Genomic DNA, 23,186 nt, shown 5'->3' on the forward strand with positions numbered 1-23,186 from the left:
AGCATGGATGAGAAGGCGTTCCTTGATCTGGTGGCGGAGATTCTCGAGGTCGAGACCGATGAGGTCGCGCTGGCGGACGAGCTGGACGCAGTCGGCTGGGACTCTCTCGCCAACATCAGCTTCATCGCCGAGGTCGACGAGGCGGTAGGGGTCACCATCGACGCCGACGAGCTCGCGAATGCGAAGACTGTCGCCGACCTGCACGCGCTCACTCGTGCTGGTGTCTGACAGCTCCGACTATCTGAACCTCGGCGGCCGTTCCGTCGTGGTCACGGGGGCCACATCCGGCATCGGACGGCAGACGGCGCTGGCGCTGAGCCGCCAAGGAGCGCGCGTCGCGCTGATCGGACGGCGTGAGACCGAACTCGCCGAGACCCGGGACATGCTCGCGGGTGAAGGACACATGGTCGTGCCGTACGACCTCACGGATCACTCCGGCGTCTCTGCCTTGCTTCGCGGGATCGCCGCCGAGCTTGGGCCGCTCGATGGGCTCGTGCACGCTGCGGGCGTGCATGTGACGGCGCCTCTGCGCATTGCGACGGCAGACCAGACGGCCGCGCTGTTCGACATCAACGTCACCAGTGCGCTGATGCTGGCCAAGGCGTTCCGCCACCCCAAAGTGCGTGCCGAATCGTCGAGTATCGTATTGCTGTCTTCTGCGGTGGGTCTCGTCGGCGAGGCGGGAGTGAGCGCATACGCCGCGAGCAAGGCCGCAGTCGCTTCCCTTGGCAAGTCCCTCGCACTCGAGCTCGCGCGAGAGGGCGTGCGTGTGAACAGCATCGCCGCGGGGATCGTCATGACGGCCCTGACCGAGCGCCTGAGGTCCTCTGTCGGTGCCGATGCTTGGGGTGAGATCGACGCGGCTCATCCGCTAGGGCTCGGCACCGTCGACGATGTCGCGGGGGCTGCGCTCTACCTCCTCTCGCCCGTGTCTCGGTGGGTGACCGGCTCGGTCATGGTCGTCGACGGCGGGTACACGGCGAGGTGACGCTGCTCGGCCCGTAGACTTGCCGCATGGGTGCACGCATTGCAGCAGTCGACTACTACCTGCCTGAGACCGTCCTGAGCAACGAGGATCTGTCGAGAGAGTTCCCCGAATGGAGTGTGGAGAAGATCTCTGGCAAGACCGGGATCGACCGCCGCCACATCTCCGGAGCTGACGAGTTCTCCTCCGATCTTGCGATTGCTGCCGCCCGCCGCCTCTTCGAGCGCGAAGGTATCGACCCTCAGTCGATCGACTATGTCATCCTCTGCACTCAGAGCCCCGACTACTACCTGCCATCGACGGCGTGCATCGTGCAGGACGCTCTCGGGATCCCGACCTCGGCGGGTGCGACGGACATCACGCTCGGGTGCTCCGGCTACGTCTATGCCCTGGGCCTCGCCAAGGGCCTGATCGAGTCCGGTCAGGCACGGAACGTGCTCGTCGTGACGGCCGATACGTACACGAAGTTCATCAACCCCGCTGACAAGTCCGTGCGCACGATCTTCGGCGATGGTGCGGCGGCGACGCTCGTCACCTCGGATGGCTCGGACACCGCACTCACGGCCTTCACCTACGGCACCGATGGCGCCGGCGGCAAGAGCCTCATAGTCCCCAACGGCGGGCTCCGCGCAGGCTCGGCCCTGCAGCCGAAGGCGGACACTGCGGTGCGCGATCTGGTCGAGTCCGGCTACGACCTCTACATGGACGGCCCGGACATCTTCAACTTCACCCTGCGCGTCGTCCCAGAGACGGTCGAGGAGATCCTCGCCAAGGCGCAGCTGGAGCAGGACGACATCGATCTGTTCGTATTCCATCAGGCCAACGCGTTCATGCTCGAGCACCTGCGCAAGAAGCTGAAGGTGCCGGCAGAGAAGTTCTTCGTCTCCCTCGCCGAGTCGGGGAACACGGTGTCCTCGACCATCCCGATCGCGCTCGCCGACGCGGAGCGACAGGGCGCACTCATCCCGGGCATGCGCGTGATGATGCTCGGATTCGGTGTCGGCTTGTCCTGGGGCGGACTGGTCGCGACGTGGTGAATGCGCCGGTCGCACGTCCGACGCTCCTGATTCTCTCCTTCGTCCCGATCGACGGCGACCCCCGCGTCATAAAACAGGTTCGCCGGTTCGTCGACGAGTACGACGTCACGACCTGCTCGCCGGGACCGTCGCCGCACCCCAGTGTGAGTCATGTCCAAATCCGCGGCAATATGACGCCGCGCCAGGACATCGTCACCAGGGTGCTGGACGAGGTCGCTCACCGTACTGAATGGTTCCGGCGGATGTATTTCCAGTCCGCCGGAGTCGTCGAGACGACGCACCTTCTCCGCGGGCGCCGGTTCGACGCTGTGATCGCCAACGACGCTGAGACGGTGGGAGTGGCGTGCCAGCTCTTCGGCGCCGACCGCGTGCATGCCGATCTCCACGAGTTTTTCCCCGACATGGGCTTCGAGGACTCGGCCTTGGGACGGAGGCATCAGCGCTACTGGTCGTGGATGACGAAGAAACTCGTGTCGCAGGCGCACTCGTCCACAACTGTCGGCGGAGAGATCGCGAAGCGCTATCACGAGTACGGCGTCCATCCCGGTGTGGTCACGAACTCCACGTACCTCCGTGACCTGCCCTACCGCCCTGTCGGCTCGGCGATCCGGCTCGTGCACAGCGGCAACCCTTTCCACGAGCGCAGCCTCGGCGAGATCATGCGCGCCGTCGCCGCCTCGCCGGTGGAGGTCACTTTCGACCTCTACTTGACGTGGCACCCCGAGAAGGAGCGTGCGGAGTTCGTGGCCCTCGCCGAAGAACTCGGGCCGCGAATCACCGTGCACGATCCTGTGTCGCAATCGGTTCTCATCGAGACCCTCAATGAGTACGACATGGGAATCCACATCCTGCAGCCCGTGAGCACGAACAACGTGATGGCGCTGCCGAACAAGTTCTTCGACTACGTCCAGGCGAGGCTCGGGATCATCGTCGGGCCGTCGATCGAGATGGCGCGGATCGTCCGGGAGCACGGGATCGGAGTGGTGACGGAGGACTTCGATCCGGTGTCGATAGCGGCGGCGATCGACGCACTCACCCCTGAGGTCGTCGACGGCTTCAAGCAGGCGGCGATGCGCGCGGCCGACCCACTCTCGTCCGAGCGTCAGGTGGAGGTGTGGGCGAAGGCCGTGGAGGAGATCGTCTCCTCGTCGGACGGTCGTGCCTGACATCGCCGCGCGCGCCTATCGGTTCGCGCAGAGGGTCGTCCCCGACGCGGTCGCAGGATACGTGCTCCCTGGGCACGTCCGCCAGTTCCAGCAGACGGGGGTGACCGCAGTGGGCGATGCCCGGCGCCGTCTGCTGATCGCGCCGGTGAACTCCGCCGGTCAGGGGTACGCGTGGGCGCGTGCGTCTGAGAGGCTGAGCGATGTCGCCGCGGCGAGTGCGATGTTCCGCGGTGGCGATGACGTCTTCGGATTCACGGCCGATCATCTGATCCCCGCGACGGCGCTGATCGGCAATGACCGCTGGCGCCGTGCGCAGCGCCGGGGGATACTCCGCGGCTTCACTCACGTGCTGATCGAGTCCGGCCGACATCTCTTCGAAATCGACGGCGACCCGATCGCTCTGGTGCGCGAGCTGCAGGCGGCGGGCATCCGCGTGGCGTTCGTCTGGCACGGCAGCGACATCCGGCTCCCGAGCGCGCACGCAGCGCGGGAGGTCGACTCGCCATTTCACGGCGATGCATATCCCGGGACATCCGTGCTTGAGGAGATCGCGGCTTCGCACGCGCGTCTCGCGGAGAGCGCCGGGATCCCGGTGTTCGTCTCCACCCCTGATCTTCTGTCGTACGCTCCCGGCGCGACGTGGCTCCCTGTCGTCGTCGATCCGCGGCGATGGGCGGATGCGGCGTCTCGCCCCGTACTGACAGGTGATGGTCCGCTGCGCGTCGTACATGCACCATCCCGGGCCAGCCTGAAGGGCAGCCACGCGATCGCCGACACCATGCGGCGTCTGCACGATGAGGGCATCGTGGAGTACACCGAGCTCCACGGGATACCCGCGGAGCGGATGCCGGAGGTCGTCGGCAGCGCGGATGTGGTGCTCGACCAGTTCCTGGCCGGTGCCTACGGCGTCGCGGTGTGCGAGGCACTGGCGGCGGGACGGCTGGTCGTGAGCCACGTCGCCGACGACACAAGAGAAGCCGTGCGTCGGTTGAGCGGCAGGACGCTCCCCGTCGTGCAGTCGCGCGCATCCGAGCTCGAGGGGGTGCTGCGTGAGGTCGCGGCGGAGCGTGCGCGCTTCGCGGCGACGGCCGCAGAAGGGCCTGCGTTCGTCCGCGTCGTCCACGATGGCACCATGTCGGCTGAAGCGTTGCGGCCGTTCCTCGACTCCTGAATCCCATTCGCTGCATAGAGGAGAACCTGTGAAGATCATCAGCGTGGTAGGCGCGCGACCGCAGTTCGTCAAGCTCGCCCCGATCCACCACGCCGCGAAGGCGGCCGGTGTCGAGCACGTCATCGTGCACACCGGTCAGCACTATGATCCGATGCTCTCCGACGTGTTCTTCGACGACCTCGGGATCGGTGCTCCCGACGTGCATCTGGGGGTCGGAAGCGGGTCGCATGGCGTGCAGACGGGCGCGATGCTCTCAGCCCTCGATGCGGTGTTCGACGAGCACCGACCTGACTGGGTGCTCGTCTACGGCGACACGAACTCCACCGTTGCCGCAGCGCTGAGCGCCGTGAAGATGCACATCCCCGTCGCGCACCTCGAGGCGGGACTGCGCAGCTTCAACCGCCGGATGCCGGAGGAACACAACCGCGTGATGACAGACCACGCGGCCGATCTGCTCCTGGCTCCGACGCAGGTCGCCGTCGAGCACCTCGAGCGCGAGGGACTGGCCGAGCGGACAGTGCTTGTCGGCGACGTCATGACGGATGTGCTGTTCGACGTGCGTGATCGGGTCGCGGAAGCCAGTTCGGGACTCCTGGAGGAGTTCGGGTTGAGTGAAGGAGGTTACTACCTCGCGACCATCCACCGCGCTGAGAACACCGATGACCCCGCGCGGCTGCAGCAGGTGGTCAGCGCGCTGGCGGGGCTCGACAAGCCGGTGATCCTGCTCGCCCACCCGCGTGTCGTCGCCAAGGCTGCCGCACACGGGATCGACCTCACCCAGGGGGCGCTCATCTCGCGCTCGCCGCTGGCGTACCCCGAGCTGATCGCGGCCGCCGCGTCGAGTGCCGGAGTGGTCACCGACTCCGGAGGACTCCAGAAGGAGGCATTCCTCTTGCGGGTGCCGTGCACGACCGTGCGCACCGAGACGGAGTGGGTCGAGACGATCGATCTGGGGTGGAACGTGCTCGCGAACACGGCGGCGGAGATCTCGTCCGGGGTGACGCGGCCGCGTCCGCCGGCGACGGAGGACGCGCCATACGGCGACGGACAGGCCGCGGGGAGAGTGATCGCGGTCCTGACTGAACGGACCTGATCCTCTCGGCGGAGAGGGGCCCGTCTGGCCTAGATATACTGGCGATCATGCGCATTGCCGTCGTGGCCCTCGGAAAGATCGGGCTCCCCCTCGCACTCCAGTTCGCAGGCCAGGGCCACGAAGTGATCGGCGTCGATGTGAACGCCGGTCTCGTAGACCTCGTGAATCGTGGTGTGGAGCCGTTCCCCGGAGAAGCAGAGCTGCAGGAACGGCTGACGGCTGAGACCGTTGCGGGACGACTGCGCGCGACCACGGACTACGCCGAGGCGATTCCGTCCGCGGATGCGGTCGTGGTCGTGGTGCCGCTCTTCGTCAACGAGGAGACTGCCGAGCCGGAGTACGGCTGGATGGACCAGGCGACCGCATCGCTCGCAGCGCACCTTACACCGGGGACTCTCGTGTCGTACGAGACGACTCTCCCCGTCGGTGTCACTCGCGGTCGTTGGAAGCCCATGATCGAGCGGATTTCGGGTCTGACCGAAGGAGAGGATTTCCACGTCGTCTTCTCCCCGGAGCGTGTATTCTCCGGCCGTATCTTCGCGGACCTCCGCAAGTACCCGAAGCTGATCGGAGGCCTGTCCGCGGAGGGTGCTCGTCGTGCGACCGAGTTCTACGAGGCCGTGCTCGAGTTTGACGAGCGACCTGATCTCTCCCGTGCGAACGGCGTGTGGGACCTGGGCAGCGCGGAGGCCGCCGAGATGGCTAAGCTCGCCGAGACCACCTACCGTGACGTGAACATCGGTCTCGCTAATCAGTTCGCGCTCTTCGCGGGAGCGAATGGCATCGATGTGTACCAGGTGATCGAGGCCTGCAATTCTCAGGTCTTCAGCCACATCCATCGCCCCGGCATCGCCGTCGGCGGCCATTGCATCCCCGTGTACCCGAAGTTGTACCTCTCGACCGACCCTGATGCGAATATCGTCCGCACGGCACGGGAGTTCAACGAGTCGATGCCCGAGCGCCTGGTCGCCCAGGCGGCCGGCATGCTCGGAGACCTGTCGGGGCTGCAGGCCGTGGTGCTCGGTGCGGCATACCGTGGCGGTGTCAAGGAGACCGCATTCTCCGGTGTCTTCCCCACGGTCGCCGCTCTCGAGCAGCGCGGCGCTGTGGTGCGCGTGCACGATCCGCTCTACACCGATCAGGAGCTGCAGAGCCTCGGATTCGTGCCCTACTCCTTGGGGGAGGACGTCGATATCGCCATCGTCCAGACCGATCACGCGGGCTACCGTGAGCTTGCGCCCGCGCAGCTCCCCGGGATAAGGCTGCTCGTCGATGGTCGCGCTGCTACAGACGCGGACCGCTGGGCAGGCACTCCTCGTCTGGTGGTGGGCACCCCCGCCAGCGGATTGTGACGGCACGAACGGTCCGGCTCGGCTGAAGCTCACAGGTGATCGCCGATACGATTGGGGCTATGGATCTTCTCGTCGTCGGGTCGGGTTTCTTCGGCCTCACCATTGCTGAGCGCGCTGCAGAAGCGGGCCGCAAAGTCACCGTCATCGACCGCCGCCACCACATCGGCGGCAACGCTTACAGCGAGGCTGAGCCCGAGACGGGGATCGAGGTCCATCGTTACGGTGCGCACCTCTTCCACACCTCGAACGCGACCGTGTGGGAGTACGTGAACCGCTTCACGTCGTTCACGAACTACGTGCACCGCGTCTACACGACGCACAAGGGCACCGTGTTCCCGATGCCGGTGAACCTCGGCACGATCAACCAGTTCTTCCAGTCCGCCTACACGCCGGAGCAGGCGCGGGCGCTGGTCAAGGAGCAGGCGGGGGAGTTCGACGCGAAGACGGCGGCGAACTTCGAGGAGAAGGGCATCGCGCTCGTCGGTCGCCCGCTGTTCGAGGCGTTCTTCCGCGACTACACGGCCAAGCAGTGGCAGACCGACCCGCACAAGCTGTCGGGCGACATCATCAGCCGTCTTCCCGTGCGCTACACCTACGACAACCGCTACTTCAACGACACCTGGGAAGGTCTGCCGACCGACGGGTACACCGCGTGGATCGAGCGGATGGCGGATCACCCGAACATCGAGGTCAAGCTCGAGGTCGACTACTTCGACGAGTCGCAGCCGCTGAACCGGAAGGCCACCGTCGGACAGCTGCCCGTGGTCTACACCGGGCCCGTCGACCGCTACTTCGACTACACCGAAGGCGCGCTGAGCTGGCGCACGCTGGACTTCGAGCAGGAGGTGCTGAACGTCGGTGACTTCCAGGGCACCAGTGTCATGAACTACCCCGACATGGACGTGCCCTACACGCGCATCCACGAGTTCAAGCACTTCCACCCGGAGCGCAAGGACATCTACGAGTCCGACAAGACCGTGATCATGCGCGAGTTCTCCCGGTTCGCCACACGCGAGGACGAGCCGTACTATCCCGTGAACACGCCGACCGACCGCGACGGGCTGCTGGCCTACCGCGAGCTCGCGAAGGGCGAGAAGGACGTGCACTTCGGCGGCCGCCTCGGCACGTACCAGTACCTCGACATGCACATGGCCATCGGCTCGGCGCTGTCGCTCTGGAACAACACACTCTCGTAGACTCGACACTGTGAGTCACACTGCGGTCGGGGCACCGGGGACGCCCCGTAGATATCTGCATTCTCTGTGGCTTCTCTCCGCCCGCGACCTCAAGGTCCGCTACGCGACCAGCATGCTGGGCTACGTCTGGTCGGTGCTCGACCCGCTGGTGATGAGCCTGATCTACTGGTTCGTCTTCACGCAGGTGTTCCACCGGGACGTGGGCGAGGAGCCGTACATCGTGTTCCTCATCAGCGCCCTGCTGCCGTGGGTGTGGTTCAACTCGTCTGTGAGCGACTTCACGCGTGCCTTCAAGAAGGACGCGAGATTGGTGCGATCGACCGCGATCCCGCGCACGATCTGGGTGAACCGGATCGTGCTGAGCAAGGGGATCGAGTACCTGTTCTCGCTCCCCGTGCTCGTGCTGTTCATCGTGATCAGCCTGCTGATGGAGACGAATCCCGACAACGTCGTCCAGGTCGGCTGGGGGATCCTGTGGATGCCGGTGGCGATGCTGTTGCAGGCGATCCTGCTGGTCGGGCTGGGACTGCTCATCGCGCCGCTCTGTGTCATGTACGTCGACCTCGAGCGGACCACGGCGTTGATCCTGCGGGCGATGTTCTACGCGACCCCCATCATCTACAACGTCACGGACCTTCCCGGAATCGCCCAGACGCTCGGGGCTTTCAACCCCCTCGCCGGGATCTTCATGCTGTACCGGATGGCGTTCTTCCCCGACCAGTGGAATCTGTTCACGCTCGTGATCAGCGTCGTGATGAGCCTGGCGATCCTCGCGCTCGGAGTCTGGGCATTCCGCCGGCTCGAGCGTCCCGTGCTGAAGGAGCTGTGATGTCGGCGGCGATCGAAGTGCAGGGACTCGGCGTCCATTTCCGACGTAACAGACGAGGCAGTCGCAGCTTCAAGGACCTGTTCGGCGGAGCGTCGCGGAGGTCCCGGCCTGGCGAGTTCTGGGCGCTCCGAGACGTCTCCTTCACTGTGCAGTCGGGAGAGTCGATCGGCGTCGTCGGACGCAACGGGCAGGGCAAGTCCACGCTCCTCCGCCTCGTGGCCAAAGTGCTGCTGCCGGACGCGGGGACCGTCTCCGTCAACGGCGGGGTCGCGCCTCTGATCGAGATCACCGGCGGTTTCGTCGGAGATCTGACCGTCCGCGAGAACGTCCGTCTGACGGCCGGCCTGCACGGCATGTCTCGTGACGAGGTGTCGCGTCGATACGACAGCATCATCGAGTTCGCCGAACTCCACGGCTTCGAGGAGACGCCGTACAAGCACCTCTCCAACGGCATGAAGGTGCGTCTTGCGTTCTCGGTCGTGTCGCAGCTCGACGAGCCGATTCTCCTGGTCGACGAGGTGCTCGCTGTCGGTGACAAGGCCTTCCGGGAGAAGTGCTACACCCGCATAGACGAGTTGCTCGCCGAGGGGCGCACCCTGTTCTTCGTCAGCCACAACGAACGCGATCTCCGTCGCTTCTGCACGCGGGGACTGTATCTCGACAAGGGCGCTCTCGTGCTGGATGCACCGATCGCCGAGGTCCTCGACCGGTACAACGGCGACTACGCCGGCTGATCGGTCGGGCTCAGAGCCCGACCAGGGTCCGCAGGTCCTGCGCGGCCGCGCGGGCGGCGTCGACGGCCCCCGAGACGCCCGAGCCCGCGGAGACGGCTGAACGGAGGTCAGAGAGGCGCTGGCTGTAGATTTCGAGGTCATCCCGCCATGCCTCCGCGATCGACGCCGGCGCCTGCGCGTCCGACAACCGTTGCGCGTCCTGCTGCAGGCTGTCGACCACAGGAAGAGCATCCTGGCCGCTCGCACCGGCGACGATGTCCAGACCGCGCAGCGCATCGTTGAGCCATCCGCTCACCTGACCGCGGAACGCCTCGATGGTCGGATCGACGACCGGAGGCGGGGTCACGACCGGTGCCGACGTCTCCGTGGAGGTGGGTGTGGGTGTCGGCGTCGGTGTGGTGCTCGACGAGGGGGAGGGCGTCGGCGTCGAGCTGGTGCCCGGCTCGGGCGCGGTACCGCGGGGCAGCACGAAGAACAGCACCAGACCCACGATGACGACCGCAGCCACGATGAGACCGATGATCAGCCACATCCGCCCGCGGTGCCGCGGTGCCGGAGGGATGGGTGCCCAGCGGAGTTCGGGCTGCGGGTCGCTCACGATCATGCCTCCAGGGGTGCCATGGGCTGCCAGGTGCGGTCCCGACCGAGCTTGCCGCCTTCGCGGATGCCGCGGAACAGGTTGCTGGTCCCGCGCACCGTCCGCTCGACGAACACCAGGCGGATCAGCTCCTTGAAGAAGGTCGCCGTCGTGCCCAGGCCGAACAACACCGGGTTGTGGACGCCGTGTGCGCGGTAGTACTGCTTGATGAAAGCACGATTGCGCATGATGTAGAAGCGGTAGGCGTTGCTCGATGCGTTCATGTGGCGCACGCCCATGTCCCACTGCTTGATCTCGCGGGTGCGGCGGAGGACGAACTCGTCCACGATGACGGCGGTCGTCCTTCGCGAGGCCAGCCAGCCGTACATCTGGTCATCCCAGTAGATGAAGAACCGCGGGTCGGGTAGACCGATCTGCTGCACGATCGAGCGGTGGATGAACATGCCCTCGAAGCACCCGCTGTTCATCTCCTTGTACCCGGACTCATCGAAACCGGCCGGGGCGAAGGGAATCGGGATACCCATGCGCTCGGCGATGCGGTACTGCCAGTAGAACTCACTGCCGTCGTAGTCGTAGCGCCGTCCTTGGATGCTCTTGAAGCGGGGGGCCCACTTGCCCATCCTGGCCAGACCGTCGGGGAGCACTTCGACGTCGTCGTCCATCATCCAGATCCACTCGGATCCGAGCTCGTACGCGGTGCGCATGCCTTCGCTGAATCCTCCGGAGCCACCGGTGTTCGTCTCGAGACGTCGATAGACGATCTCGGTGCCGAGTCGCTCCCGGAAGGACTCTACGACCTCTGTGGTGTCGTCCGCCGAGGCGTTGTCGATGATCACGACACGGCCAGGTTTCGGGTCCATGTCCGTGATGCTCGTCAGCAGTCCGGTGAGCAGATGCGAGCGGTTGAAGGTGACGATCACGATCGTCGCCGCGGTCGGATCGAATGCAGCGGGTGCCGCGGTCATGCCTTCTCCTCGAAGATCTGCTGCCAAGACTGGGGGGAGACGAGCTCGGGAAGCGCGTCACGGTACTGCCTCTGGAGTTCTGGCCAGCGGCGGCGGAGCTCGCCATGTAGTCGGATCGACTCTCGCAGCATCTGCCGATACTTGCGGCGGTCGCGGGTGTAGATGTTCTTCCCGGAGCCGTCCGCGGCGCTCACCAGAGCGCTGTCGAACGCAGGAACTCGCCACCAGTGCGCGTCTTCCTTGCCGAACTCGACCTCGGGCTGGGTGACGTTTTCCGGACGAGGTTCATGTAGCCAGTGCGAGAGCAGGGTCGACAGCGTGAATCGGCGCAACGCGAATCCGGTGGGGGTGTCCAGCTCGTTCGGAGTCATCTGCTTGTACACCTGGCGTCCGCGGCGCGAATGCAGCACGGCGGACGGGTCGCGATGCACCACGGTTTCGGGGAAATCCGCGGCGAGGGCACGGGCGGCGGGCATCGCGGTGCCGATATTCCTGCGCAGGTGCAGCGGGCCGGACAGCACGTCGCGCAGCGCCATGGCGCGCAGAGCCACGGGGTAGTACTGCATCATCATCAGGTGCTTGAGGTCGACCCGTCGACTGTGCGTCAGCAAGCGCCCGCCGCGCGGGGCGTTCGAGTGAAGAAGTCCGGCGACGATGCGATTGCGGGCATGGAAGTACGCCTGCCAGTCGATCGTGTCGTCCTTGTTGACCCAGGAGACGTGCCAAAGGGCGACGCCGGGCATCGATACCGTGGGGAATCCCGCTTCCCCGGCGCGCAGGCAGAACTCGGCGTCATCCCACTTGATGAATGCGGGCAGAGAGAGGCCGACCTCGCGGATCGCGGCAAGGGGGATCAGACACATCCACCACCCGTTGTAGTCGGCGTCCATGCGCATGTGCAGCAGCGTCGACTGCCGGAGGTTCGCGACGCCGAAGTCGTGCGGCATCTTCTCCTGGTAAAGGTTGCGCCACATGAACGGCGCCTCGTCGACGACCTCTGCCCATCCGTGCAGCTTGGGGCGGTCGAGCAGGTCGAACATGTGACCGCCGACGAGCACAGGTGTCGTGGCGTACTGCCCGAAGACGATCGAACGGCGCAGGGACTCCGGCTCCAGCCGGACGTCATCATCGAGCAACTGCACGAAGTCGCTCTCGGGACGCTGCAGGGTCTCGTGCATCGCGCGCGCGAACCCTCCAGAGCCTCCGAGGTTGGCCTGGCGGATCACCTGAAGGGTCTCGCCGAGGTCGGCGGCGACCTCGTCATAGCCGTCCTGGTCGGCGACGGTCTGGGTGCCCTGGTCGATCAGGAAGATGCGGTCGACAAACTCGAGCGCGTCCGGTGACGCCGCGAGCGCGCGCAGTGTCTCCACACAGTAGTCCGGCTTGTTGTAGGTCGTGATTCCGAGTGAGGCCTTGCCTGTGCGGGCGGGCTCCTGCTCAGTCGTCCACTCGGCGCCTTCGAGTACCGCATGCTTCTCGTCCGCGACTATGTCAAACCAGATCCAGCCGCCGTCGCTGTACTGGGTGAGCTCCAGGTCGAATGATGCCGAGGATTCGCCCGTGACCTCTCTCGTCGCGACGCGCTGGCGGATGCCGGAACCGTTCGACCGATATACGAGGATCGTCGCGGGACCCGTGGTGCGTACGGTGAGGCGGATTCGACGCACGCTGGTCCAGTGCTGCCAGTACGACGCTGGAAACGCGTTGAAGTAGGTGCCGAGCGACACGCGGCGACCCGCGATGATCCGAGCGCGATGCCGTCCCAGGATGTTGCCGAGGTGGGCACGATTGGACACGCGGACAGGTTCGCCCTCGATCACCGACCACGTCTCGGGGTCGGCATAAAGCGGCAGTAGATCGGGGTCGCGATCAAGCGGGAAGACGACATTCTGCAGGACGTGGACCACGGGGAGATTCTCCGATGTTGTTGCACCGACTGCCGCTTTCGCAGGAGGCAGTGGACTCGACGAGCAGAGAGTAGCCTACCGCCCGCCACCTTCGGATCTGCGGAGAGGCGAGGCCGCCCGCGTTCCACGGAGGCTCCGCGATAGGATGACCGCGATGAAGGTATTGATCACCGGCGGAGCCGGCTACATCGGATCCACAGTCGCAACCGCATGCATCGAGGCGGGAATCGACACCGTGCTGATCGACGATCTGTCCACAGGTCGGCGGGCATTCGGTGAGGGACGCAATCTTTACGTCGGCGACATCGCGGACCGCGAGCTCGTGGCCACAGTGCTCTCGGAGCATCCGGACATCGACGCGGTCATCCACTGCGCAGCGCGGATCGTCGTGCCGGAATCCGTCGTGGATCCGCTGGGCTATTACGACGCGAACGTGGGCAAGACCATCGTCCTGCTGCAGAGTCTGCGAGATGCCGGCGTCGGACGCATCGTGTTCAGCTCGTCCGCCGCGGTGTACGCGGGGGAGAGCGGCGCGGGAGTCGACGAGTCAGGCGTGCTCGCCCCCTCGAGCCCCTACGCCACGACCAAGGCCATGGTGGAGCAGATCCTCCACGATGCGGCGACCGCGGGAGACTTCCGCGCGATCGCGCTGCGCTACTTCAACCCCATCGGGGCCGACCCCCAGCTGCGCACGGGCCTGCAGAACCCGACCCCATCGCACGCTCTCGGGATGATCATGCGGGCGAAGGCGGCGAACGAGCCGTTCTCGATCACCGGCACCGACTGGGCGACCAGGGACGGTTCAGGGCTGCGTGACTACATCCACGTCTGGGATCTCGCGCTCGCACATGTCGCCGCGGTGCAGCGGTTCGACGACGTCGCGCCCGAGGACGAGCCCTACCAGGTCATCAACATCGGAACGGGTGACGGCGTGACGGTGCGCGAGCTCGTCGCGGCGTTCGAACGCGTCACCGGTGAGGCACTGCCGGTCGTGGAGACCGCCCGTCGGCCGGGAGACCAGGCCGGTGCCTTCGCGATCGTGGACCGAGCGGCAGACGTGCTCGACTGGCGTGCAGAGCGATCCGTCGACGACGGTGTGCGGGACGCGCTCGCCTGGGCGGCCACGCTCCGCACTCTGGACTGATGCGCCCGCGCTCGGGAGCGGCATCGTGACCGCGGCCGGGCGGCTCAGCTCTGCGGGCGCAACGTCGGGATGGCGCCCGTCTGCGCGGCATCGATGTTCTCGCGCCACGAGCGCGACTGGCCCGCACGCAGGGCGCACAGCACGAGCATGAACCAGCCGGCCCCGACCAGGGTGAAGCTCTCGAACATCGAGTCGACGGCAAGGGTGACCAGGGTGATCGGCGTCCATGCGTAGACGACAGAGCGGCGCACGCTCGCGACGAGCCAGGACCGGATCAACGCCACTCCGCCCAGCAGGAGGAACAGCACGAGCCCCGCGGTGCCCAGCTGGAGGAGGACGTCGAAAAACGCGTTCAGGGCGCTCTGGTGATGATCGTCCAGCTGGAAGTTGATGTACGTGAAGGGGTACTCGCCGCGCGCCCACGCACCGAACCACCCCCACCCCTCGATCGGTTTCAGCGCGACGAAGTCGAGGATCGTGTTCCACAGGTCGCCGCGGAGCGAGAAGTCGGATCCGGCGTCGAGGAGGGCGATGATCTGGTGTCGCAGGGCGAACGCCACTGTCAGGGCGAGCGCCACCAGGATGCCGAGTACCCACTGCACCAGGTTGCGGCGCTCCGCAGAGGCGTGTCGCACGATGGTGAGCGCTGCGGTGACGACACCGACCGCGGCGGCGAGCACCAGTACGGTCGGTGATGCGGAGAGGAAGGCCAGGGCGCCGGCCAGCGCGATCGAGGCGACGGCCCTCGGCGCGTTCACCGACTGCGTCCGCCATTCGATCACGAACGTGATGAGGGCGAGCACCGCGATGAATCCCAGCATGTTCCGGCTGCCGAAGATGCCCTGGATCGGGCCGCCCTCGGCCAGATTCCCCTGGATGCCCAAGAAGGTGAACGGCACGTCCAACAGGATGCCGGACAGGATCTCGATGCCCAACGACACCGTGAGCAGCACGCGCAGGGTGTCGCCGATGGCGCGGACGGTCTGCAAGGTGTCTCGAATGTGGCCGACCGTCAGCGCCAGGAAGGCGAAGCCGAACAGCGACATCCAGCCGAAGAACGTCTCCGACCGATCGGTGGTCCACACCAGGCTGACCAGCGCCCAGCCGAGGAAGGCGAACAGCGACGAGGGGGCGATCCGCAGGGGGGACAGCTCATCGCGGCGCACCCAGAGGATCGCGGCGCCCAGCACGCACAGGATGGCGATGATCGTCGCGAGCGTGACCGCGGACGTCATCTGCTCGACCGCGAACGACCCGAACACCGCGCCGAGCACCGCGAGAGTGAAGGCGCGGGCCATCTCCACGGAGCCGAGCAGCCGGGCGAGGCGATACGCCGGCGTCACGGGACGCGCCGCGGTCGTGTGCCGCGTTCGAACACGAGATCCCGCTCGCCGACGCCGACCAGGGGGACCGACTTCAGCTTGAAGGACAGCAGCACCAGCAGCATCCATCCCCACAGCATGATCGGCGTGGACTCGGAGAGCCCCTGCACGAGGAGGACGACCGTGAACAGGCTGGGAAGGAGAGTGAGCGGGGAGTACGCCCGACGGGAGTTCAGATCCCACCGGGGACGGTCGACCGCGAAGAACCAGGCACGCCAGAGCAGACTCAGGTAGGCGATGGCCATCAGCGCGACTCCGAGCGCACCGAGCTGCATGAACACGTCGAGCCACATGTTGTGCGCGTGGAAGACGGTGATGCCGTGGTCCGTGATCCAGCCGTCGAATGCGGGGTCCGAGGGGATCCAGGGGCTGGAGAAACCATTGCCGAAGAACGGATGCTCGCTCGCCCGCTCGAGAACCTTGGTCCAGATCTTCTCGGAGCGGCCGGTGAGGTCCGCGCTGCGTCCCAGCAGGGCGAAGAGGGGTTCGCGGAGCACCCAGACCGCGGCGCCGCCGATGACGGTGGTGCCGATCGCGATCGTGTAGACCCTGGTGCGTGCGCCGGGGGTGCGCGCCCGACGCATCGCGAGCGCGACCACCAGGACCACGACCACGGCTGCGGCGCACACGAAGGCCGTCGCCGACGATGTGCGGAGGAGGAAGTACGCAGCGAGCAGAATCCACAGGGCGAGAGTGGTGCGCCACCGGGCTCGCGCGGCGAACAGCACTCCGAAGGTGATGATCGCGAACAGGGAGATGATGGCGAGCAGATTCGCGTTGCCGACGATCCCCTGGATGCGTCCGCCGTCGAACAGGTTGTCGCGCACCCAATACCACTGCGGATCGATCTTGCCGTCCGGCAGCGTGAGGAAGTTCGGCAGCAGCGGTCCATGCAGGACCAACGACACCCACAGCTCGAGTGCGAGCGACAGGCCCAGGATCCACTTGAACGCGGACGAGAGCGCGCGGATGATCTCGTTCCAGGTGAGCACATGCACGAGGAAGAGCGCATTCACCGTCACTGCGGCGAGCAGGACCCACGTGACCAGGGTCGGCACTCGCCACTGCGACCACGCGACGGAGATCAGCGCGAGGGTCACGTAGCCCAGTGCGGTCCACGGCAGGCGACGCCAGCGGAACGGCTGCGGGCGCTTGCGGGCGAGCATGGGCACGCCGATGGCGACCGTCGCGAGGGTGAAGACGGCCAGCACGACCCCGGCACCGTCCTGGCCGAGGAGGTTGTAGACGGCCGAGTGCGCGAAGGTCACGATCAGCACCAGGATCGCGTAACCGCGCAGCAAGAGATGCCCCGTCGATTCGCGTTCGGGTGCGGTGGGCCGGGCCGCGACCGGATGCTTGGTGTACTGAGCCATCGCGTTCAGGCTACCGCGCCGCACCCGGCGCGTCGCTGAACATGGCTGACCAGCTCTACGCTGGGGGCATGCTGCTGAGTCTGACCAACGCCCCCCGTGACTACGCCTGGGGCTCGGCCTCCCTCCTGGCCGAGCTGGAGGGGCGCTCGCCCTCCGGGGCGCCGGAGGCGGAAGTGTGGTTCGGGGATCACCCGGGTGACCCGGCCGACGTCGATGGCGACGGCACTCTGGACGAGATCACCGGCGGTACTCTTCCCTACCTGCTGAAGCTGCTCGCGGCCGCTCAGCCGCTCTCGATCCAGGTGCATCCCACGATCGCTCAGGCGCAGCAGGGATGGGCCGCAGAGAGCGGGAAGGCTCTCGACGATCCGACGCGCAACTACCGTGACGACAATCACAAGCCGGAGCTGATCGTCGCGCTGAGTGAGACGTTCCAGTCCCTGAGCGGATTGCGTCCGGTCTCCGAGACGCTATCCCTGCTCGAGGCGCTCGGCGACAGTGAAGGCGTGGCGGAGCTCCGCGCTCATCTGACCGGTGACGCGGATGTGCTCCGCGACACACTCAGCTGGCTGCTGAGCGGCACGGTGCAGTGGCAGGTGGACGACATCATCGCCTCGATCGCCGCCGCAGCGGAGCGTGCGGATGCGGGGGAGTGGGACGCCACGATCCAGGCCATCGCCGGCGTGGCCCGCACGTACCCGGGGGACCCCGGTGTCGTGGTCGCTCTGCTGATGAACCACGTCGTCCTGCGCCGCGGCGAAGGACTCTTCCTCCGTGCCGGCCTCCTGCATGCGTACCTCGAAGGGCTCGGGGTGGAGATCATGGCGGCGAGCGACAACGTGCTGCGTGGAGGTCTCACGCCCAAGCGCATCGACGTGGCCGAGCTGCTGTCGATCGTGGACTCGGTGCCGTCGGAGGTGCCGGTGCTGCGGCCCGCGTCCGATGGTGCCATCACCTCGTACCCGGTGCCGGTCGCCGACTTCGCGCTCGACCGCGTGACGTTGACGGGCGAGCCCGTGGTGCGAGCGGTCACCGGGCCCACCATGGTGCTCGCGACGGCCGGCGATGTCGCGGTCGAGACCGAGTCGGGCACGGTGCGCACCGTACCGGTGGGGACCGCCGCGTTCGTGTCTGCGGATGAACCCGAGCTGCGCCTGAGCGGAGTGGGCGAGGCGTTCATCGCTGCGCCCGGTCGCTGAATCGCGCTGCCGCGCCGGCCGGGCGTGTCGTGTCGAGACGAATCGCGGCGACACGCCGATGCGTCGTCAAGAACCTTCAAGAGATGATTGAGGGTTTACTATCCGCGACTTGACCGCAGCGAATGACACGGGTGTAATTAGGTATGCACGGCCCGCCGGGGGGCGGAGACAGGGTTGGGAGATCGAGATGACGGGATACCGTTCAGACGTACCGGAGAACTGGTTCGTCGATCCGATCAACCTCGGAGTGCCCGGCGTCCGCAAGCCGGACTCCGAGGACGACACCGCTCTCGGTTGGCAGAGCGAAGCGCTCTGCTCGCAGACGGACCCTGAAGCGTTCTTCCCCGAGAAGGGCGGATCGACGCGTGACGCGAAGCGGATCTGCACATCGTGCGATGTCCGTGGCGAATGCCTCGAGTATGCGTTGAACAACGATGAGCGCTTCGGTATCTGGGGCGGCCTCTCGGAGCGCGAGCGCCGCAAGCTCAAGCGCCGCGCGAGCTGAGCGCACAGCTCCCTCGATGCGCGGCGCCTCAGAGTGCGCCCGATATCGTCGACACGGCTTCGCGGGCGCGCCGCGTGCGGTGCCTCCGCGCTCGCTGACCCGCGCATAGGCTGACGACGTCATGCCAGCCCGAGTTCACGCCATCATCGTCGCGCGCGCCGGATCCTCCTCCCGCGCGCAGCTTCTCCGCACACTGGAAGCGCTGCGCTCCCAGTCGACTCCGGTCTCCGCGGTGACGCTCGTGATCTGCGGGGACGCCGCCTCGGTGCGTGAGAGTGAAGCGGTCGCCCGCACGGTCGAGGGGATCATCGAGGCGCGCAGCACCACCTCCTTCGCGGAAGCGATCGAACTGGCACGGCCACGCGTCGCCGAGGGATCGGCGATCTGGTTGCTCGCGCAGGACACGGCTCCGCACACCAGGGCTTTGGAGCGCCTGACCGGGATGCTCGAACGCTCCCCCTCTGCGGCGATCATCGCGCCGAAGCTCGTCGCGACCGACAACGATCGAGAGATCGTGTCGCTGGGCGTCAGTATGACCGCACTGGGACGAACCGTCGAACTCGCGGCCGGGGAACTCGATCAGGGACAGCACGACGGGGCGGATGACGCACTCGGATCCGATATTCGCGGCGTGCTGATCCGTTCCGAGGTGCGCGATGCGCTGCGTCCGGACCCCGCGCTGGCGGGGGCGGACGAAGGCCTCGACCTCGGAGTGCGAGCGCGTCTGGGCGGTGGGCGCGTCGTGCTCGCTCCGAGCGCGCGCGTGTCTGTCGGGCCGGACGGACCCGCCACACTCCCGAACGGTCGCGCGCGGCGCGCCTACGTCACCCGACTCGCGCAGCTTCATCGCCGGCTGGCCTATGCGCCGGCCGCCGCGGTCGCGCTGCACTGGCTCACATTGCTCCCGCTGGCTCTGTGGCGATCGATCACCCACCTGATCGGCAAACGTCCCGAGTCGGTCCTCCCCGAGTGGGGCGCCGCCCTCACGGCCATGGCCCGCCTTCCTTCCGTTGCGCGCTCTCGAGCACGGATCCGGTCGTTCCGGACATCGACATGGGCGAGCATCGCCCCCCTCAGGGTGACCGGTTCCGAACTGCGCCGACGACTGGACGACGGTCACGGCAGTGAGGGTGGTGCCGTCAGCGAGCTGCGCTTCTTCTCCGGTGGTGGAGCATGGGCGGTGCTCGCCGCACTCGCCGTCAGCATCGCTGCGTTCACGACCCTCCTCGCCTGGCCGGTGCTCGGCGGCGGGGGGATTCTGCCGCTCCGCGACACCGTCGCCGCACTCTGGGCTGACGCCGCGTGGGGAGTGCGGGGGATCGGTCTCGGGGTGATCGGCCCCGCGGACCCGTATGCGGCGGTCGTCGCTCTGTTGGGGTCGCTGTGGCCTGCCGGCCCGTCCTTCTCGCTCGTGCTCCTCTGGATCCTGGCTCTGCCGCTCGCAGTGCTCGGCGGGTGGTTCGCTGCCACTCGCGTCACGGACCGCGCCGGTCTGCGGATCTTCGCCGGTGTCGCGTGGGCGCTCGCTCCGACATTCCTCACCGCGCTCGTCGAGGGGCGCCCGTCTGCCGTTCTCGTGCATCTGCTGCTGCCATGGCTGTTCCACAGCGCCGTCGTCGCTCACCGGTCCTGGGGAGCCGCCGGAGCGGCGTCACTGCTGCTCGCCGCCGTCGTCGCCTGCGCTCCATCGTTGGCACCGGCCCTCGCGCTGTTGTGCGTGATCGCTATCGGCATCACGCTCGGGACGGCACAGTTCCGCGGAGCGGGACGACTCCTCTGGCTGCCGGTTCCCACTCTGCTGCTCTTCGCTCCGCTGGTGTTCTGGCAGTTCGCGCACGGCACGCCGCTGTCGCTGCTCGCAGACCCCGGACTTGTCGTCTCCAGCGCCGCCACGCCGGATGCCGCGGGACGGCTGGCGATCGCGACGGGATTCCCCACGCCCGATCTGGCCGGATGGATGCAGTTCCCGCTGCTCCCGATCGGGCAGTGGGCCGCACTGCTCTGCGCTCCGGTAGCGCTGCTCGCGCTGGCCGCTGCGATCGCCCCACGATGGCGCGCCGGTATCACGATGCTCGTCGTCGCCGCGTCCGGTCTCGCCACGGCCTTCCTGGCCGTGGGGATCACGGTGAGCTTCACGCAGGGTGCGCCCGTGGCCATCTGGCCCGGCGCCGGGCTGAGCCTCGCGTGGCTCGGTGTCGTCGGCGCGGCACTCGTCACGCTCGACACCGCGATCACTCTTCCGCGGCTGCGTGTCGCCGCGACGACGGCATCCGCACTGGCACTGGTCATCTGTGCGGTCCCCGCTCTGACGGCGTTCCACACCGATCGCTCCGCGCTCACGAACGGTCCGCAGTCGACGCTGCCGGCGTATGTCGCAGCGCAGGCCGCGTCGGAAGGTCCCGTCGGGACCCTGGTGCTCACGGCCCAGAATGACGGCGGTCTCGCAGTCGACGTGGTGTGGGGCGAGAGTGAGACGCTCGGGGCACAGAGCACGATGATGTCGACGGCGACGGAACCGCAAGGTGCAGACATCTCGGTGCTGTCGGTCGATCTGCTCTCGGCGCGCGACTTCGATGCACCGGGCGAGCTGGCGGCGCAGGGCATCTCCTATGTGCTTCTGGCGCAGCGGGACGGCGGAGAGGGCGACAAAGCGCGTGCACTGCGCACATCCGCCATCTCGTCGATCGACCAGAGGGCCGGATTCGTGCATGCGGGGACGACGGAACGCGGAGTGCTCTGGCGTGTGGAGGCCGATGTGTCCGAACGCACCGCTCTCAGCAGCGCTCAGCAGGGGACCGCGAGGCTCGTGATCACCGTGCAGCTGATGGCGATCCTCGCCGCGCTGCTGCTGTCGGTACCCACGAGGGCCTCACGTCGCGCCGCGCGCGCGCAGTCGCGCATCGTCGGACGCGCCCCCGAAGAACCGCTGGTCCTGCCGCGGCACGCGGAGGACCTGCACGTCGACGAGGACACGACCATCGCGCCGCCGGAGACGATCGCACCGCCGGCGGATCTCGGGCATCCCGACGAGACCGCAGCGCCGGAGAGCACAGCGCCGGAGGAGACCGTGCCGCCGGACGAGACCCTGCCGGACGAGACCTCCGCGGAAGCCGACGGATTGCATCAGGAGCGCGACGCGGAGGAGGAGCGATGAGCACCACTCGAACGGTTCGCGTCGCAGCGACCGGCGCCCGCCTTGTCACCGGGGCGGCTGTCGCGGTGGCCTGCGTGATCGGCGTCGTGAGCGCGATCCATGCACCCTGGCCCGAGGTGACGCACGATCCGGCGCAGGTGGAGGTGACTCCCTTGCCCGGTGACAGCCTGCTGGTGTGCAACGGCGACCTCCGAGCTCTCGGGCGAAACTCCGTCGACCCGTTGAGCATGGTCTCGGCAGCGACTCCGAGCCTCACCGTCGACGGCACGTCCGGCGCGCCGACGATAGCCACGTTGCAGGTGCCCGATCTCGCCGGTGCCGGCGAGGTGCGCACGATCACTGGTGCCGTCGAGGATCGGACAGCGCCGCTGGTCGCTGCGTCCGAGTCCGCCATCGTCTCCGCGGAAGACATGAGCGGCTTCGCCGCGTTGCCGTGCGGGACGCCCCGGCTGGAGTCCTGGCTCGTCGGTGGAACCGTGGACACCGGGGCCTCTGATCTGATCGTGCTCACCAACGCGGCGGAGGTGCCGTCGACCGTGACCCTGTCCGTGTACGGCACGAGTCGCAGCAGTCGCACGGTGATCGTCCCGGCGCAGACGCAGGTCGCGCTCCCCGTCACATCGATCGCGGCAGGGAACTCGTTTCCCGTCGTGCAGGTCACTGCTGATGGTGCGCCGGTGCGCGCCGTGCTCCAGTCCTCGCTCGTGCGCACTCTGGACCCCGCAGGAGTCGATCTCCAGGATGCCGTGCCCGGACCGCAGCTCCATCCCGTGTTCGCCGGTGTGCAGGCTTTTGCCGCCGACGGCGACGACGCAGAGATGACCGTGCTCCGGATGCTCTCGCCGGAGGATGCGGCGCAGGCGCGTGTGACCGTTCGTGCAGCCGGATCGAACACGGTGGCGAACGAATTCACGGTGTCGCTCGTAGCGGGGGAGCCGGCACAGGTGTCGCTCAGCGGCCTGACGCCCGGATCGTACAGCGTGCAGATCGATGCGGATGCGCCGATCGTCTCGGCGATCCGGCAGCAGGACGGCCTCGTGCGCGGCTCCGACTTCTCCTGGATGACCCCCGCGCCCGAGATCGACGCCGACGTTCTCCTGGCCGTTCCTGCGGGGCCGGCACCGCGACTGCACCTGCTCAACGACACGGATTCGGACGTCACGATCACGCTCGAACCCACAGACGGCGGGCCGACCACGGACATCACCGTTCCAGCGGACGGTTCCGTCGATACCGCGGTGACGACTCGGACGAACTATCTGCTGCGCACCTCCGGCACGGTGCACGCCGCTGTGACGATGAGCGCCGACGGCCGACTCGCAGGGTGGCCTGTGCAGCCGAGCGCCGGAGCCGCGCAGAGCATCACCGTCTACCCCTGATCCGCGGATCGCGACGG

General features: G+C 67.2%; 20 protein-coding genes. 15 read left to right on the forward strand and 5 right to left on the reverse strand.

The genetic code is table 11. From position 1 onward, the window contains the following. The first annotated feature begins 3 nt into the window (after positions 1-3). The 10 genes from MRBLWO12_RS03510 (at position 4) to MRBLWO12_RS03555 (ending at position 9,563) form a co-directional block, all read left to right on the forward strand. Positions 4-228 carry an acyl carrier protein gene (locus MRBLWO12_RS03510; RefSeq protein WP_363552741.1) on the forward strand — a complete coding sequence of 75 codons (225 nt, stop codon included), beginning with the start codon at positions 4-6 and terminating at the stop codon, positions 226-228. Beyond that, complete coding sequence (locus tag MRBLWO12_RS03515; protein ID WP_363552743.1) at positions 221-988, forward strand: SDR family NAD(P)-dependent oxidoreductase; 768 nt, start codon at positions 221-223, stop codon at positions 986-988. The genes MRBLWO12_RS03510 and MRBLWO12_RS03515 overlap by 8 nt, the downstream gene beginning before the upstream one ends. Positions 989-1,014: 26 nt before the next feature. Further along, a complete protein-coding gene (locus tag MRBLWO12_RS03520) occupies positions 1,015-2,022 on the forward strand; it encodes a 3-oxoacyl-ACP synthase III family protein (protein WP_363552745.1) in 1,008 nt (335 codons plus the stop codon). A 170-nt stretch (positions 2,023-2,192) separates the two neighbouring features. Next, on the forward strand, positions 2,193-3,188 hold the full coding sequence (locus tag MRBLWO12_RS03525; protein ID WP_363552747.1) for a glycosyltransferase family 1 protein: 996 nt from the start codon (positions 2,193-2,195) through the stop codon (positions 3,186-3,188). Beyond that, a complete protein-coding gene (locus tag MRBLWO12_RS03530; RefSeq protein WP_363552749.1) occupies positions 3,181-4,359 on the forward strand; it encodes a hypothetical protein in 1,179 nt (392 codons plus the stop codon). Before MRBLWO12_RS03525 ends, MRBLWO12_RS03530 begins: the two co-directional genes overlap by 8 nt. Before the next feature lie 28 nt (positions 4,360-4,387). Continuing rightward, complete coding sequence (wecB, locus tag MRBLWO12_RS03535) at positions 4,388-5,452, forward strand: non-hydrolyzing UDP-N-acetylglucosamine 2-epimerase (protein ID WP_363552751.1); 1,065 nt, start codon at positions 4,388-4,390, stop codon at positions 5,450-5,452. 47 nt (positions 5,453-5,499) lie between these two features. Then, on the forward strand, positions 5,500-6,804 hold the full coding sequence (locus MRBLWO12_RS03540; RefSeq protein ID WP_363552753.1) for a nucleotide sugar dehydrogenase: 1,305 nt from the start codon (positions 5,500-5,502) through the stop codon (positions 6,802-6,804). A 59-nt stretch (positions 6,805-6,863) separates the two neighbouring features. After that, positions 6,864-8,000 carry a UDP-galactopyranose mutase gene (gene glf / locus MRBLWO12_RS03545; protein ID WP_363552755.1) on the forward strand — a complete coding sequence of 379 codons (1,137 nt, stop codon included), beginning with the start codon at positions 6,864-6,866 and terminating at the stop codon, positions 7,998-8,000. A 10-nt stretch (positions 8,001-8,010) separates the two neighbouring features. After that, a complete protein-coding gene (locus tag MRBLWO12_RS03550; RefSeq protein WP_363552757.1) occupies positions 8,011-8,829 on the forward strand; it encodes an ABC transporter permease in 819 nt (272 codons plus the stop codon). After that, positions 8,829-9,563 (forward strand): ABC transporter ATP-binding protein, encoded by a 735-nt coding sequence (locus tag MRBLWO12_RS03555; RefSeq protein ID WP_363552759.1) that lies wholly within the window; start codon positions 8,829-8,831, stop codon positions 9,561-9,563. The genes MRBLWO12_RS03550 and MRBLWO12_RS03555 overlap by 1 nt, the downstream gene beginning before the upstream one ends. Before the next feature lie 10 nt (positions 9,564-9,573). On the opposite strand, the gene MRBLWO12_RS03560 is transcribed toward MRBLWO12_RS03555, so the two are convergent. Genes MRBLWO12_RS03560 through MRBLWO12_RS03570 form a run of 3 tightly spaced genes read right to left on the reverse strand, consistent with a single transcriptional unit; the run spans position 9,574 to position 13,033 of the window. Continuing rightward, positions 9,574-10,167, reverse strand: a complete 594-nt coding sequence (locus MRBLWO12_RS03560) for a hypothetical protein (RefSeq protein WP_363552761.1) — start codon at positions 10,165-10,167, stop codon at positions 9,574-9,576. Next, entirely contained in the window at positions 10,164-11,126 is a 963-nt protein-coding gene (locus MRBLWO12_RS03565) for a glycosyltransferase (RefSeq protein WP_363552763.1), read from the reverse strand. The genes MRBLWO12_RS03560 and MRBLWO12_RS03565 overlap by 4 nt, the downstream gene beginning before the upstream one ends. Next, complete coding sequence (locus MRBLWO12_RS03570) at positions 11,123-13,033, reverse strand: glycosyltransferase (RefSeq protein ID WP_363552765.1); 1,911 nt, start codon at positions 13,031-13,033, stop codon at positions 11,123-11,125. The genes MRBLWO12_RS03565 and MRBLWO12_RS03570 overlap by 4 nt, the downstream gene beginning before the upstream one ends. Before the next feature lie 154 nt (positions 13,034-13,187). Here MRBLWO12_RS03570 and galE point away from each other — a divergent pair, with 154 nt between their 5' ends. Further along, on the forward strand, positions 13,188-14,177 hold the full coding sequence (galE, locus tag MRBLWO12_RS03575) for a UDP-glucose 4-epimerase GalE (RefSeq protein WP_363552767.1): 990 nt from the start codon (positions 13,188-13,190) through the stop codon (positions 14,175-14,177). 44 nt (positions 14,178-14,221) lie between these two features. Here the strand turns inward: galE and MRBLWO12_RS03580 are convergent, their stop codons facing one another. Continuing rightward, positions 14,222-15,520 carry an O-antigen ligase family protein gene (locus MRBLWO12_RS03580; protein WP_363552769.1) on the reverse strand — a complete coding sequence of 433 codons (1,299 nt, stop codon included), beginning with the start codon at positions 15,518-15,520 and terminating at the stop codon, positions 14,222-14,224. Further along, positions 15,517-16,932: an O-antigen ligase family protein gene (locus MRBLWO12_RS03585; protein ID WP_363552771.1), complete on the reverse strand. Its 1,416-nt coding sequence runs from the start codon at positions 16,930-16,932 to the stop codon at positions 15,517-15,519. Before MRBLWO12_RS03585 ends, MRBLWO12_RS03580 begins: the two co-directional genes overlap by 4 nt. 68 nt (positions 16,933-17,000) lie before the next feature. On the opposite strand from MRBLWO12_RS03585, the gene manA reads away from it, so the two are divergent. The 4 genes from manA to MRBLWO12_RS03605 all read left to right on the forward strand — a co-directional run bounded on the left by manA (position 17,001) and on the right by MRBLWO12_RS03605 (position 23,169). Beyond that, positions 17,001-18,131 (forward strand): mannose-6-phosphate isomerase, class I, encoded by a 1,131-nt coding sequence (manA, locus tag MRBLWO12_RS03590; protein WP_363552773.1) that lies wholly within the window; start codon positions 17,001-17,003, stop codon positions 18,129-18,131. A 187-nt stretch (positions 18,132-18,318) separates the two neighbouring features. Then, the gene (locus MRBLWO12_RS03595; RefSeq protein ID WP_141872480.1) at positions 18,319-18,636 is read left to right on the forward strand and encodes a WhiB family transcriptional regulator; all 318 of its coding nucleotides are present in this window, start codon (positions 18,319-18,321) and stop codon (positions 18,634-18,636) included. Positions 18,637-18,757: 121 nt separating this feature from the next. Next, positions 18,758-21,790 carry a glycosyltransferase family 2 protein gene (locus MRBLWO12_RS03600; protein WP_363552776.1) on the forward strand — a complete coding sequence of 1,011 codons (3,033 nt, stop codon included), beginning with the start codon at positions 18,758-18,760 and terminating at the stop codon, positions 21,788-21,790. After that, entirely contained in the window at positions 21,787-23,169 is a 1,383-nt protein-coding gene (locus tag MRBLWO12_RS03605; protein WP_363552778.1) for a DUF5719 family protein, read from the forward strand. The genes MRBLWO12_RS03600 and MRBLWO12_RS03605 overlap by 4 nt, the downstream gene beginning before the upstream one ends. Positions 23,170-23,186 lie beyond the last annotated feature (17 nt).

This window comes from Microbacterium sp. LWO12-1.2 (genome assembly GCF_040675875.1).
Lineage (GTDB): Bacteria > Actinomycetota > Actinomycetes > Actinomycetales > Microbacteriaceae > Microbacterium.